This is a genomic window from Lysinibacillus sp. RC79 (assembly GCF_041262405.1).
In the GTDB taxonomy this organism is placed as follows: domain Bacteria; phylum Bacillota; class Bacilli; order Bacillales_A; family Planococcaceae; genus Lysinibacillus.
The window spans coordinates 89,634-105,283 of the sequence record NZ_JBGCCD010000004.1 but is presented as its reverse complement, the minus strand read 5'-3'; the positions used below and the strand labels follow the sequence as shown (position 1 = coordinate 105,283).

8 protein-coding genes are annotated in these 15,650 nt (G+C 33.3%); all 8 read right to left on the bottom strand.

What is annotated here, in order from left to right; translation table 11 throughout:
- Positions 1 to 222 precede the first annotated feature (222 nt).
- The 8 genes from ABH968_RS05425 to comX all read right to left on the bottom strand — a co-directional run bounded on the left by ABH968_RS05425 (position 223) and on the right by comX (position 15,574).
- On the bottom strand, positions 223 to 1,638 hold the full coding sequence (locus tag ABH968_RS05425) for a M20 family metallopeptidase (RefSeq protein WP_370043009.1): 1,416 nt from the start codon (positions 1,636 to 1,638) through the stop codon (positions 223 to 225).
- Between the two features lie 30 nt (positions 1,639 to 1,668).
- Positions 1,669 to 2,895, bottom strand: a complete 1,227-nt coding sequence (locus tag ABH968_RS05420) for an MFS transporter (protein WP_370043008.1) — start codon at positions 2,893 to 2,895, stop codon at positions 1,669 to 1,671.
- Positions 2,896 to 3,354: 459 nt separating this feature from the next.
- Positions 3,355 to 4,659, bottom strand: a complete 1,305-nt coding sequence (locus tag ABH968_RS05415; RefSeq protein WP_370043007.1) for a hypothetical protein — start codon at positions 4,657 to 4,659, stop codon at positions 3,355 to 3,357.
- Positions 4,660 to 5,084: 425 nt separating this feature from the next.
- A complete protein-coding gene (locus tag ABH968_RS05410) occupies positions 5,085 to 7,949 on the bottom strand; it encodes a hypothetical protein (RefSeq protein ID WP_370043006.1) in 2,865 nt (954 codons plus the stop codon).
- 185 nt (positions 7,950 to 8,134) lie between these two features.
- The gene (locus ABH968_RS05405; RefSeq protein ID WP_370043005.1) at positions 8,135 to 11,206 is read right to left on the bottom strand and encodes a hypothetical protein; all 3,072 of its coding nucleotides are present in this window, start codon (positions 11,204 to 11,206) and stop codon (positions 8,135 to 8,137) included.
- Positions 11,207 to 11,480: 274 nt separating this feature from the next.
- Complete coding sequence (locus ABH968_RS05400; protein WP_370043004.1) at positions 11,481 to 12,779, bottom strand: serine hydrolase domain-containing protein; 1,299 nt, start codon at positions 12,777 to 12,779, stop codon at positions 11,481 to 11,483.
- 303 nt (positions 12,780 to 13,082) lie between these two features.
- The gene (locus tag ABH968_RS05395) at positions 13,083 to 15,419 is read right to left on the bottom strand and encodes an ATP-binding protein (protein WP_370043003.1); all 2,337 of its coding nucleotides are present in this window, start codon (positions 15,417 to 15,419) and stop codon (positions 13,083 to 13,085) included.
- Positions 15,416 to 15,574 carry a competence pheromone ComX gene (gene comX, locus ABH968_RS05390; protein ID WP_370043002.1) on the bottom strand — a complete coding sequence of 53 codons (159 nt, stop codon included), beginning with the start codon at positions 15,572 to 15,574 and terminating at the stop codon, positions 15,416 to 15,418. The genes ABH968_RS05395 and comX overlap by 4 nt, the downstream gene beginning before the upstream one ends.
- Positions 15,575 to 15,650 lie beyond the last annotated feature (76 nt).

Sequence of the window (15,650 nt, the reverse complement as noted above, 5' to 3'; positions counted from 1 at the left end):
ATTCTAGGCTAACATCCTTTATTAACTCCTTTCCGATTTCCGTGACATCCGCCGGAGGCTTTGGGCCAACATGATGTTGGTCACTCAGTCGTTGCCACAGGACGTGGCGTTCTTAGACTGAGTTCCTCTATTTCAGCGGATGTTTGTACACCCGCTGAAATGTAACTTAAACCCGCATTCATCTCACCACCTATAGAGGTGGGAGACCTCTGCTGAAAGAAGTTAAAGTTTTGGAGGCATAGTATCTTCTGGAATTAGTGAAGCATAAGTCTCCCCTTCCAGACGTTCCTTCCATTCTTTTTTAGCTTCTTCAATAAGTGTTGGATTATCAATTAAATCAACAGCAGTGCAAGCCATAATTTTTGCTGCCTGAAGCATTCCTTTATGAGCTATTGGCATAACACCCTGTGATACAACTTGCCAAGTATGAAGTGGTGTACCAAGTGCCATACATACCGTTGTACACTGAACAGTTGGGACATTCCAGCTTACATCCCCAACGTCCGTTGATCCACCCAATATAAATTCAGGTAGAACACTTGGGATATGGTTAGCAATAACTTTCCCTTGTAACTGCGCGACATCTTCTTTTTTTAGTCCAACTAACGATGATGCCTGAATTTCAGGAGTAAAGGTATTAAAAATAGCTTGGGCATGCTGCTCATCTTCTATTGTATAAGTTGGCATTCCTAAATCAAGTATTTGTTTTTGCATCGCATCATACAGTGTTTTATTTGGAATAAGATTTGACGCAGCTCCCTCAAAGGCGATTTCTAACGATGTTTCAGTCATTAACGTTGCGCCTTTAGCAATATTTTTAACACGTTGATAAATCTCTTGTACTTGATGTTTTTTAGGCGCTCTAACTAAGTATGTCACCTCTGCATATGGTTGAACAACATTTGGAGACGTTCCTCCTGTGTTTGTAACCGCATAATGCACGCGCGCTTCTGGAATGATATGCTCACGTAAATAGTTTACCCCAACATTCATGAGTTCAACTGCATCTAATGCACTTCGTCCTAGATGTGGTGCAGCTGCTGCATGTGCACTTTTCCCTGTAAACTTAAAAGTAGCTGCATAGTTTGCTAGAGAGCTGCAAGTCATAACAGATGTAAAAGTACCAGGATGCCAAGATATTGCAATATCGACATCATCGAAAATACCAGCCGTCGCCATATAAGCTTTACCAGAACCATTTTCCTCTGCAGGACAACCGTAGAAACGAATTGTAGCCGATTGATTATTTTGCTCTAAGTAATCTTTCACCGCAACGGCCGCAGCAAACGCTCCTGTACCTAATAAGTTATGCCCACAACCATGACCACTTCCTCCGTCCTCTAATGGTTCGCAATGAGTAGCTCCGCCTTTTTGACTCAATCCAGGAAGCGCATCATATTCACCGAGAAAAGCAATAACAGGCTTTCCAGAACCATACGTTCCTAAAAGTGCTGTATCAAGCCCTGCAATTCCAAGCTCTGTTGCAAAGCCCTCTTGTTCTAGAGCTGCCTTCATATATTGAACAGATTTCTTTTCTTGAAAGTGAAGTTCAGGTACTGCCCAAATGGCATCACTTAATTGAATGCTAGCATCTTTTTTTGACTCGACTAATGAAGAAATTTTTTCATGTAAACTCATATTTTTTACCTCCTAAGAAATATGTTCCTATTACGAATTTAAAAGACTCCCTTTTTGATCATTTAACGTTAAGAGTGCAATAATACAAATAACCGCAAATCCAATTAACATCCAAAAGGCTGCATCAAAGGAACCGTTAAAAGCATCTACCATGAAACCGATTGCCATCGGCGTTACAAATCCTGCTAATTGCCCACCTGTATTAGCAACCCCCATTGCTGAACCTGTAATAGAAGAAGGTAATTTCTTTAACACAATGGCAGGTAGTAATGTAACAACAAATGCAATAAATAAAGTAACTACAGTTTGATAACCAATAAACATCGTCACAGACTTAGCTGTAAACATGAAGTACAATAAAATACCAATAACTCCACATGAAATCGAACCTAAGATCTTGTCCATTCCTCGTGGCAACTTATCAATGATATAACCACTACCATAAATACCAATAATAGTAGCGATAGCTGGAATTGTTTGTGCCCAACCAATCGACATTAAATCAAGTCCACGATTTTTTTGAAGATATGTTGGAATCCATGACACTAATCCCCAGTTCACTGCATATATGCAGAAATACGCAATAATTAAATTCCACATAAGTGGTGTCTTAAGTAGTTCCTTAAAGTTAACTTTAGTAGAAGCTTTTTCTTTACTATTACTATTTTCCACCGCTTCATCTTGTGGAAGTTTGATATATTTCCAATATAAAAATGCAATAATGACACCGATAGCACCAATTACTACAAACATCGTGCGCCAACCAATTGTTCCTAACAAATAAGCTGCGAGTAAAGGTACGATTAATGAAACGATACCTCCAGAGGAAAGCATGATTGACATTGCTCGTCCTCTTTCTTCCCTCGGGAAAATCGTCGCAATAATTTTAGAGCTAGATGGTTGGAACCCACCTTCCCCAATACCAAATAAAAATCGAATGACAATCATTGCAACTAAAGACCAAGCCAGAGCTGTTAAACCCGTGAATATCGACCACATAATTACTGAAAAAAGTAGGATTTTTTTAGCACCAAATTTATCAGCAAGCCATCCGCCAGGTATTTGCATAATCGCATACCCTAAAAAGAAAGCACTTAAAATAATCCCAGTAGAAGAAGCATCTAAATTTAAATCACCAGTAATCGATACTACTGCATAGTTCATGATGTAACGATCTAGATTTCCTAATGACCATCCTAAAAATAAGAGTGCAAGGATTAAATTTTTGGATTTTTTTGTTACTTCATTCATTGTCATAAAAACCCCTCCTATGTTTAAACTACATCGCTGCAATTGATAGTAATAAGACAAAAAGTTTAATCATCGCCAGAAAATTACGATAATTAAAACTCTTATTCTTTCCTTTTCGATATCTTTTGCAACCTCAATATATTTATTTTCCCATCTCTCCCTATCTATAAAAATATGCCCCTTATATAACGACATTTTCGTTATATATTCGTATAATAATCGACTTGTTATGAAATGACAATATTTTTTTGAATATTTCTAATAGATAATCGCACAAAACTGATGTCTAAAATAAACCAAAAAACTAGGAAACTGTTGATTTATCTGCATTTTTAAATATTCACCAAAAACTAAAATTCACTAAAAATTTTCCGTCTTCTTTGACTTATACAACTATCCACCAAACAAAAAATGCCCCGAAAACCATTAATTGGTTCGGGACATTTTATATTTTTGGAAATTGACCTACATCAAAAGCTGATATATTTTTATTGGTCTACCACGTGTATGCTGTAATTCTTCTCCACAAATTTCCGCTAAGCCTACACTACATAAATCAGCCATGATGCGCTGCGCATTTCGTTCACTCATTTGAAGCTGTGTGGCTAAATCCTTTGTCGTAAAATGCTTCCAGCTCATTTTTTGAACTAGCGCGTGTATTCTTGTATAGGTTTTAATGCTGACACTGCCTTTTTTTAATTTTTCAAGGATAGTAGGATCTTCAGCTCTATAGGAATATGTTAGCTCCTCGGTATTACCGACAGATTCAATAATTGTGCCATCATCTTGAATCATAACAATATCAATCGATTCATTGTCTTTCGTTTGTCGTAAAGCTCTATGCGCATTTAATTCGGCATTAAATACCGTTTGCGCAAAACCTATTCCTGCTGTGACCTTTGCCTCCATTTCAATAGACAGCTGATACATTTTTTCCTTGATGAATTGAATCTGTCCCTCGATTGCTCCCCTCGTACTAAAAATTGTATATCTCCCATTCCCTTCCTCGATTAAGGAGCCATCAATCTGTTCACATAATTGCAGTAAGTTTTCCTTCATGCGTAATTCTAGATATTGAATACGATATCCTTGCTTCATTCTTTCCTTCAATGAATCGAAATCTTTTATTTCAAGCATGACAGCACCAATTTGCGTTTCTTTATAATACGACGTTTTAATTTTTTCGGTAAATAGCTGAACCGTATGATAAATTTCTGTTTTAGTTGGCGATACCCAATAGGAGGGAACCCCCATCTTTTTCAGGTCTTCATCAACTGACGGGTAACATGTTATCGCAAAATCGATTTTCCCTTTCAGCCACAGGTCATAATGGAAATCAAATAATTCTTTCGGATCAATAGCCACATCAAATTCCTTCAAATACAATTTCCTTACATTTTTCTCTATCTCCGCCAACCCTTCTGATGCCATTTGTGCAGGTGATGGGATAATATCAATACTGACACTCTCAATAAATTTTTTCATTTTATAGGATTGCTCTAAAAAGCCTTTATAGATAGCCGCTTCAGAAAAGATTATATGTGCCAGCTTATCTTGTGAGACGCTTGTCTGACTAGCAATTTTATAAGGTATGTATCCCGAAAACAGCCAAAAATCAACATCTTTATTATGGGTTTCCACAAGATGTTTTGCTTCTGTAGCAATCGAATAAATATATGGAATAAATTCCATGTCCTGTTCAATTTCATGTGCTAACTCGATAATTTTTTCTACAGATTTTATTGGGCCAACAACACCTATTTTATACATCTTTAGTTCCTACCTTCTATGTCAAACTACTCTTCTTATGATAAAAAATTCTCAATTATTATACAGATCAACTGTAAATAGTATATCTAAGTATTGATATTCTACACAAATGAAAAAGATAAATTTAACCAATAGACTTTTTTCTACTGAAAACCAATTATATCAATGAAATTAAGGATGTCATATTAGGAGACGCTTCGCTACAATCAACTTATCCACATGACATACTTTTTAACATAATGTCATCCAACTTTTGAATTTCATCGGAACACTTTTACGTTTTATCACCCAACTTTTGCATTTTATCTATAAACTTTCACGTTTTATCACCCAATTTTTTATTTTTATCGTCATCTTCATTCCAGGCGCACACACTAAAACCCCGAATAAATTTCTTTATTCGGGGTTTTGGTTTAAACTATTTTTTATAAATCGTTTGCATACATTTTCTTATATAAAATTTCTAATTTTTTCGAGAGCTTACCATATGCAGTTTGCCAAGCTTTACGAGCTGCTGCATTATCGTCTGTCGAAGGTACATACAGAGCATGAACCTCTGCTACCTTTTTCAAATCACTCTCAGCCGTAGTTAGCTTAGAATAATTTTTCACGACGCTCTTTTCAGAAGCACTAAGACCATCATATGCTGTACGAATTTCTTTTACTTTCGTCTCCAAGTCATCAATATATTCACCATTTACAAGCAGTGAATTAATTGATTCAACTAATTTCAAAGCAATTTCATTAGACTGTTGTTGATCTTGATCTTTATCAATAATGGATTGTCGTATTTCTGGACTAACTAAACTCATTTGTTTTGATGTAAGTTTTGCAAAAGCTTTGATGACAGTCGTTGGGCTACTAATAAATGATTTTTCATACGTCTTCATAAATGATTCTACTTTTTTTACATCAGAAACTGCTGTTGTTAAGATGGAAGCGTTCGTAATACGTTTTTTATCACTAGAGCTCAGCTTATTATATTGAGTTGAAAGCTCATTAATTTTTTCTATTGAAACTGTATACGTATCATTTGAGACAATTTTTGCAATTTCATTATTTAATTTTGTGATATCTGGTGCATTACCGTCTACTAGACGATTATTGAGCAAATCTTCATATTGCTGTTTTGCTAAATACTGTTGATTTGCAGGTAGCTTAGCATAAGCAGTTTGTACTGTTTGAATTTTTTTCGCTTGTTTCGTAACATCCGTTTCTTCTCGTGCGGTTTGCACTTTTTTATGGAATGACTTAACACCAGAAAGATCTTTACTAGCCGCTGTTAATAAATAATAGTTTGTTACGTACTTTCGTCCAGCGGAAGATATGTTTTTATATTTTGTTGTTGCTGCATTAACAGCACTTTCGAATTGTGCAAATGTATACTTCGTTACATCAGCAAGCTTATCAACATCAGCCTTTAAAGCCAATGCAGCTGCTTTATCAGCAGGTTCCTTACCATTTAAATCAACTGTAACATTCGGTGTATTTAATAAAAAATCGTTTGCATTATAAACAAGAGATTGTTGTAGACTAGTTAATTTATTATAAGCTTTCAATATATTAGTATAGTTAGTTTTCAACTTACTTTCAGCTACCCCTGGCGTTTCTGAAAGCTTTTGATAGGCGTCCATGTCCTTAATAATTTTTTCAGCTGCTTTAAAATCCTTTTGTAAAGTTACCATGCTTTCATATCCGACAATTTTAGCCGCTGAATTTTTCGTTAAGCCCTTATATTCATTAATAATACGGTTTACATTATTAACATGACTTTGCCAAGTAGTTACTGACGGATCTATTGGGTAACTATCATCCACATCGCCTACATAATTTTCAATCTCGATATTTAATCTGTCAATTTGACTGTTTTCTGCTTCTTCTGCTTGAAGTAATGTATTCAAATATTTTGCTGGTACAAGTTGAAGTTGTTTATAAGTTAACTTTTCATAAGACGTACGTATTGATTTTGCTGTAGTCACCTGTTTGCTAGGTGAATCATTTTGTGACAGCTTATCGAAAAGTTTAATAAATTGTTCAGCTTTTTTAATATCGGACTTAGCATCACTTAAAATTGTTTGATTTTGAACAGTTGCTCGGTAATTTTGAGATAATTTTGCTATATCCTTTTCAATTGTTTCAACTGCTGTTTGTAACGATTCTATGCTAGTAGGTACATACGTAACAAAAGAATTTTTATGTGCTAATAATTCTACAATTGCCTGATTTAGTCTTCTAACTTCTTTAAATTCTTCGATATCTGTAGGATTTTTCAAAATGTTTTTAATGCTATTGTATAAGGCATCATTTAGATCTAAGCTACGTTGTAATAAATCAAACTTATCATAGGCCTCTTCAATTTCTTTTAAATATTTTGACAGATCTTTTTCATTAACTTCATTAACCTTATCTACTTTCTCATTTAACTTGCTTATTAATTCTACATCCGCAACTGCTCTCTTTAATACATCATAATTTGTCACATTGGCCTTCGCCGCAGTTGATAGTGCCTGATATTTACTTTCTAATGCAGTTACTTCTGCCTTAAAAGATTCTAGACTTGTCATATTATATTTGTTGTCATTTATTAGTAAAGTTTTAATTTCATCAATCATTGAATCAGAAGGTTCATTAGATACTGATATCACATCAGAAACATCAGATTCTACGAAAGAAGATCCTACCTTTGCCTTTACTTTAACAATGATATCTTTCATGCCTTTTTCTAAAGCATCTTTAGGAATTCTGTATGTGTCGTTAGTAGCGCCATCAATTATTGTGAAGGATTCACCAACTTTATAAAACCATTGATAGCTATATGTAATTTGACTGCTTTTTAACTTTGCTCCTGCATCATCGGTTACAATTGCCCCAGCTACTTGTACCAATTCACCAGGTACTGCATAATTTGAACTACTATCAATTCTTGGTGCAGTTATTGAAAGATTTAGTTCTTTAATCGAACGGGGTTCACTCTTATACTTTTCACCTTTCGTTGTAGTCGCTTCCACGAAAACTGCCTTCCCTGCCGCTTCTACTGGTATTGTAAATGACGCTGATGTTGCACCAGAGATTGGTTTATTCGTTGAATCGTTGGAACCATCTACATAGTACCACTGATAACTATTAACAATTGAATTTGCTGGTAAGTTTTCAATAGAAGCTTTTAAAGTTTCATTTACTATATTTTGTCCTGTGACTGAAACTGTATAGTTTCCCGCCGCTCCTGCAACTGTTGGTACAATAAGTGCTGCTGGAATAGCTGCTGCTGTGAAAAGTAATTTTTTATTCAAATTTTCATACCTCCTCTATCATCTATTGAATTATATCGGCTACATTTTGAATAATTCTCTTCATTTTATTGAATAATTCTAAAACGTGTATTTCCTCCCTATTTTAAAATGAAGAATAATAATATTTTGATTTATATACTACGAAAAAAGAAATCTAGCAGTAATTCTCTGCTAGATTTCTCTTTTTATGGATTTCTGTCATCATATAGTTTTTCTAATTTTTTCGTAAGTTTATTATATGCCTTTTGCCATGCTTCAACATCATCTTTAAGCTCTTCAACTGCTTTTACTTTTTGTAAATCACTCTCAGCCTGTGTTAGTTTTGAATAATTTTTTACAAGATTCTTCTGCGCAGTAGTTAACTTATTGTAGTCTTCTTTAATTTTTGTCACTTTATTTTCTAGATTTTCTACATAATAGCCATTCTCTTGCAGATTATTTATTGATCCAATGATATCCAATGCTATATCGTTGGCTGTTTGTCCACTTGTCTCTAAATCAGTTATTTTCGCTAACATACTACCATCTAACAAGCTCACCTGTAATGACGTTAGTTTTTGGAAGTCCTTAACGATAGCTGAAGGATTTTTATCAATATTCGAATGGAATTTTTTTATAAACGACTCTATAGCTTTCACATCACTCGTTGCTTGTTTTATAACTTGGCCATTTTCTACTAATTTTTTTTCAGCAGAAGATAGACCATTGTAATCATTAATAATTTTCTTAACTTCTTCCAATGCAAATGAATATTTGTTATCTTCTATATTCTCTTTTAAATTAGAAAGTTGATCATTTAACTCACTATTACCATTTGTATAGTCTTTTATAGCATTAGTTATGTTTGAATAAAAATCACTTGCTAATTCCTGTTGGCTTGCATTTAATTTGTTGTATGCTTTGATTGCATCTTGCATCTTTGAATAACGCTTGTTTAAGTTAGTTTCGTTTACGGCATCATTTACTTTCTTTTCATAGGATCTAACTGCTTTTACATTCGTTTCAGCTGTTTTTAACTCTGAATAATTGGTAACATATTTTCGTGCACCTTTAGGTAATTCATTTTTGTATTCATTAGCAACCTTTTCAATTTCCCTTGCATACACTTGAAAATCAGCAGTACTTGTATTAAGCGCATTCTTAATTTTTTCACTGAAATCTCTTCCTGCAGTTGCATCACTTGACTCACTAGGTAATGCATTTCCGTTATTCTCAGGAGCTTTATTAAGAATATTTTTATTATAAACATATTCTTGCTGATTTTTTGTTAATTTATTAAATGCATTTAATGCTGAATTATAAGTCGTTTGTAATGTTGAATATTTTGTATCCGTTGTGTTTAATGATTCATATTTTTTTATTTGAGTAATTACCTTTTCAGCAGCCTTTAAATCCTTTTGTATTTGAATAAATTCATTCTTCTTAGCAACATTCTGATAAGATTTTAGACTTTTTTGTTTAGAAATAATTGAATTAACGTCTGCAACATATTTATTCCATGTTTCTGCATCTACTGGTTCTAATAAATTGTTTATTAGATCCTCTAAATCTGCTATTGCACTACTTTCTGCATTTTCAGCATCTTCTAATTCTTGTAACTTATATTCTACAAGCCCTTGTTGTCGTAAACTTAGCTTTAAATAAGCAGTACGAATATTTTTGGCTGTCGTTACCTTTTGTTGTGCTGTTTGTCCTTTAAGCTTATCAAAAAGCTTTTCAAACTTCTGAGCATTTTTAACATCAGCCTTAGCCATCGTTAAAATTTCTCGATTTTGTACAGCCGCTTTATAATCATTTGAGAGAGTGTTGATCTCTTTTTCTATATTTTGTATTAGAGTATCTAATTCAGTGGTAGTAGTTACTTTGTAGGTTGGTACTGAAATCTTATTACTATCTAACAAGTCGATTATCTTAGCATTTAAATCTCTCAATTTAGTAAGCTCTTTCATGCTATCAGGATTCTCAATAAGTAGTTTTAATAACTTTTCATAGGCAGTACCCGAATCCAAACTACGTTGGAGATAATCTAATTGATCATATTCTGCTTTTAATGCCTGCAACTGCTGCTGACTACTGTTTTCATCTAAACTACTAATTTTCCCAGCAATTTTTTCAACTTTTTCAATATCTGCAAGTGCGCGTTGTAAAATGCTATAGTTTGTCACTTGTGATTTGGCTGCAGGAGTCAAGCTTTGATAAGTTTCTTGTAATGAGGATGCTTTTGTTCTTATTTCTTCTATATAAGTTACTTTTTTATCCTTTGTCGATAACAGATCATAAATTCCCTGAATAAGTGGTGTAATATGTTTATCAGAAACAATAATAGGTTTCGATTCAATCTTAGATACCGTTTCATTCCCTACTTTTGCAGTTACTTTCACCACAATTTGATTCATACTTGAATCCATTGCGTCTTTTGGAATAGTATATGAAGCCGTTGTAGCATTTGGGATAACCGAGTAATTATCGCCTGCTTTATATAACCATTGATACGAATATGTTATTTGATCTGGGTTTAGAGTGATTTCTTTAGGGTTTTCAGTAGAACCATCATTTGTCGTCACAGTCGGCGCTTTAACTTTAAGAATATCTCCTGGTACCACTGAGTCGTTTTCGGCTTTAGAAAAACCTTCAATTACTAAATCAGCCATACTTAATTGTAATTTCTGAATAAATTTGTTTTCACTAACAAATACCAAGCCATCTTCCGTTTTCGCTTCTATAAATATATTTTTATTAGCAGCTGCAACTGGCATGATTATTTCGTTTTTCGTCGCGCCTTGAATAAACTTCGCAGTGTTTCCATCAATAATGTACCATTGATAACTGCTAAAAATATTTTTTTTATCTGGATTGTTTGGATTTTTTACATCATCAATATTAGCTTTTAGTTTACCATTTACATAATCATTTCCATCTATAGGGAGATTTCCTTTTGCTACGATTTTCTTACTTTCATAAACCTTCCCATTACTATCTGTGACCTGCACTATAATTGTTTTTCCCATCGCTATTTCAGGGACGTGTAAGGTTGGATTTATTTCATTGTCAATCTTCGTTATTGTATTGCCATCAACATAGTACCACTGATATGTAAATTGAAGATTTTCCGGTAAAGAAGAAATATCAACCTCTAGGTCAGATTTAATTACACCATTCCCTACAATAGTTACTTGTTCTACGGCAGCATATGCATCAATAGGCACGACAAGTGCTGCTGGAGCTGCTGCCATTAAAAAGTATTTTGCGTTCGTCATTCAAAGTTCGCTCCTCGTAATATGTATATGCTATACATTATAGCAACACTTTCCACCTACTAGCAATGACACCCTAATCTATATAAAATATGGTATAATAATATTTAAATAATTACTAAATTTTTATGATAATTTCACTAAAAAAAGTAGTATCTTTTTTCAAAAACACTACTTTAGACTTATCAGTATTTAAAATATATCATGACCTTCTTAAGGGATGTCTCTCTTTCTTAGATTTGTACACTCAAAAATAATATTGTTGCTCCTTCTAAACTTATTGCTTATGCAGAATATGCGTTTTATCATAACAATCAACGTATTGCACACGCTCAATTTCGCCTGATAATGAATAAAAAAATATCAATCGTTCATAAATCATCTCGGTTAAAAAAGCTGTTGTCGTAGAGTTATGACTAAATGGTATAAGTTTAAATTTATATAACGCTCCATACATCTTAGGGACTGTTAGATAAAGTTCTTCATTATTAATAGAAAGAGTAAGTACTTTGTCTTCATTTTCTATTACATATTGCCCCACGATAGATTCTTTCATTGTGAATGCGATCGGAACTGCAGGTGCTGGTGAAGATACATTTTTATCAAAAACGATTTTTGCAATCTCTCTACTTAAATGCATGACAGGTGTAACGCTAATATTGCTTAAAAAGATAATCGTAACTTGTTCATCAACAAATCTAAGGAAATCACTTGAATAACCGCTAATATCTCCAAAATGATGCACACATTTTTTCCCCATTACTTCAGAGACCAGCCAGCCACACGCGTAGGATCCAAGATTTGGAGTCAACATTTTCTCTGTTAATTCCTTGCGAAGGATTTTGGAGGATTTTAATGCCTGATCCCAAATAAATAGGTTTTCTGTTGTTGAATATAAACCGTAGGAACCTAATGGAAATGACATATCTGCATACGCTGAATGAATTGGTTCTTCCCAAAATGAATAGCCAGATGCTAAACCCGGAACCACCTTTATTCCATCATCACTGCCTGTATGATACATACCTAAAGGATGGCATATACGCTGCTGTATGTAATCTGTATAAGACATGTCTGAAACTTTTTCTATAATGGCCGTTAACAACGCGTACGCTGAATTTGAATAGCCAAATTTACTACCAGGTTCAAACTCTAATTCCTTTTCTTTAAAGGAATCAATGAGCTGATCTAATGTTGATGGCAGTCTCATTGTACGAAACCAAAAATCAGGGGCATTTGTATAATTAGATATTCCGGAACTATTAGTTAAACAATGAAATATTGTTATGTGTTGACCATTCGGATAATCATATAGATATTGTCCTACGTAATCGTCTATATTCAATTTTTGCTCTTCGTGCAATTGAAATATAGCCATCGCTGTAAATGCTTTCGTGAGTGACCCTATACGAAATTTAGTTGTTGGTACATTTGGAACGCTATGCTCCCAGTTCGCCATACCAAATCCTCTATTTAAAAGAATATTCTCATTCGATGAAATTAATATAGTACCATTCAAATAACCATTTCGATTATAAGAATCTACCCAATTATTTAACCGTTCTTCTAATAGCATGTGAGTTTCTCCTTACTAGAATGATTAATCATTCTTTAGATTGATAGATTTTCCTTACTTGATGAGTGACCAAATCCGCATTTCTTGAAATTATTTTGTAGAGACGCTTCACCTTAATTCATTTTGATGCGATGTCTAGTGTAGGATCATTTCTTCTATTTCCATATAGATATTAACTCCTTTCCATATAAATATACTTCAAAGCAAAACCCCCCAATCTATACACGTACTGTGTATTCTGCACAGTACGTGTATAGATTGGGAGGTGTGAAAATGGTTCATGTCTTTCTTTCTATTCATCTATTATCCTCTACTATGAGTTGGCCTTCTATGATAAGTATCGTAGTCGTAGTCATAGGCATGGGTATGATCCCCTTCATTTACTTTAATTCGAATGGACATTCCTTCTCCTACATTGGTGTTGATAGAAAACTGACCATTAAAGGCCTGTACCCTATCTTGCATTCCCCTGATGCCCATTGAATCAGCAAGAATGATTTCATCCATTTTACATCCTACACCATCATCAGAATAAATAATTTCAAAGCCCTCTTCTGTTTCTAACAGATGCATTTCGACAGTGTTGGCATACGAATGTTTTAAAGCATTGTTTAACAACTCTTGGAAAAGCCTATAAATCATCAAGTTTAAACGCTCATCCTCTAAATATAAACGATCAATTGTGTATATTAAAACAAAATCAGCACGCTTATGTACTTTTTGAATAAGTTTCTCAAGTGCAGCATTTAATCCCAATGTATCTAATAATGGTGGCTTTAAATTTTCACAGTAGCCTCTTAAATCATTCAATGATGCAATCATATGATCATGAATCTTAGTAAGGTTCACATGAATATCCGTTGTCTTCTTCGCATGAATAAATACATCCATTTCTCGAGCAATATGTAGCTGCTCTTGTAAAACCGTATCATGAAGCTCTTGAGCTAATTGATATTTTTCTTGTTCAAATCGTAGCCAAAGAAGCTTATTGAGCCATGGTAGCTGACTTTTATCAGCCTCTTTCATATGCTTTAACTGTTCTAATAGATCTTCCACCATTTTCGTATTTTCTATAAAATTATTTACATATAAAAGCAATAATTCAAGCCATAATAACTCCTCATCCTTTAGATAAATAGATTTATTATGGTCTACAACTAATATTCTTTTATAATTTACATCTTGATGAATAAAAGCAATATAAAAATGCTCCGTTTTCTTTATATCCCCCAAGCGGAGATTCTCAAGTAATATTTCGTTAATTTGATTTTGAGTATATTCTTTTGATGTGCTCGTGGAAGTAACTTGATGTGTTTGCAAATCGTAGGTTAATACATAAACATGTTTAATCTCAAGGTGTAAAGCAATTTCTTGAACAAATTTATCAAGCAAGTCTTCAATCTTCACGACCCTACCAATACTATCAACTGTCGTATACAAACGATGGATATAATCCCCTTTTGTTGAAAAAAGAATTTTCCGCTTACTGTAGTCTATTTTCTCTTTAATGTAGAAAAGCGCTATTAATGATAAGAAGGCAAAAAAGAATAATTCCGCCATTCTTGAAATAGACAAATCAGTAAGCCAATAAAGACCCATTAACAGCCAGATTGTAAAAACAAATGAAAAATTAAAATAATGGCGTAAACGGGTAATAAAGTATTCCATGTCAAATATACGTTCAGTGAGCTGTGTAAATATAAAACTATAAGGTATGAGCACTAAGAATGAGGAGCATACATCCGCTGAGAGTAATTTTTTATGAAAGATGACTTCTGGAAATGTATATAGAAAAAGAAATGGTAGAAACGGGATGATGATACTACTCAATAAGATTTTTAATTGTGGTGTTTTAAATCTATAGTAACTTATCCCTAAGACACCAAGAATAATAATTAATAAAATGAAAAACATCCACAGGACTATATTTGAGAATAATGGATATGTGAATGGATAAACACTACTGAAAATACTCATAAAAAACGTAATTAAAGGTAATATATAAAAAGCATTAATATTGTTAATAAAAAACCATTTTAAATTCAAAAATAAAAAATATTTTTTTAAAAAATGAATTAAAATTACTAAGCAAAGTAGCATACTACTACGATTCACAATTGTTCCTATAGTATTTAATCTTCCTGAAGCTCCTATACTAACATATGCTAATGAGACAATTAGTAGAAAAAGAATGAGTAAATTTATTAATTCAGTATTTCTTTGCTTATAATATAAGTAACATGCAATTATTAAACTTAAAAAATAATAACAAGCCGGGACTACTAGAACAAAAAGAATTTGTTCAGGAATGTCTAAAGGTTTTATTTGTACTCGGATAATATCTCCGTTAGTTTTCAATATTGCTAAATCATTAGCTCCTCGAATTACAGGAGTATACTTTATATTAGAAAGTTTATCAATTTGGATACCGTCAATCTCTAATACAATATCCCCATTTGCAATATGCTGTTTCGTTGCCCACTCCTTATAATAAGGATCAACTATCAACCATTGTCCATTTTCTTCCTTTAATTTAATACCTAAAAAAGGCGTACTATAAGTAACATATAGCAAATAAATGCCTAATAACAAATAGATACTTATAGTAAGCCCAAACCAATTATTTTTTAAAAATTTCAAAACCAAAGTCCGTTTTCTAAACGTTGCTCGTCATCAAACGAATCTAAGATTGCCTTCTGCTCAAGCTCAGTAACACCAACCAGAGAAGCTTTTTTTTCTTTTAACAAAGTTACCATCGACGGATTTTGCTCTAAAAATTGAATCATGTTAATCATAAAATCTCCTCATTTCATTAGTTTTTGTAATTACATCTATTATTTCATCAAAATACGATACCAATTATTTTACAAG

Bases quoted from the DNA above. Each gene is read 5' to 3' on its own strand.
- ABH968_RS05415 (WP_370043007.1), bottom strand. From the start codon at position 4,659: ATGTATAAAATAGGTGTTGTTGGCCCAATAAAATCTGTAGAAAAAATT.
- comX (WP_370043002.1), bottom strand. From the start codon at position 15,574: ATGATTAACATGATTCAATTTTTAGAGCAAAATCCGTCGATGGTAACT.
- ABH968_RS05405 (WP_370043005.1), bottom strand. From the start codon at position 11,206: ATGACGAACGCAAAATACTTTTTAATGGCAGCAGCTCCAGCAGCACTT.
- ABH968_RS05420 (WP_370043008.1), bottom strand. From the start codon at position 2,895: ATGACAATGAATGAAGTAACAAAAAAATCCAAAAATTTAATCCTTGCA.
- ABH968_RS05400 (WP_370043004.1), bottom strand. From the start codon at position 12,779: ATGCTATTAGAAGAACGGTTAAATAATTGGGTAGATTCTTATAATCGA.
- ABH968_RS05425 (WP_370043009.1), bottom strand. From the start codon at position 1,638: ATGAGTTTACATGAAAAAATTTCTTCATTAGTCGAGTCAAAAAAAGAT.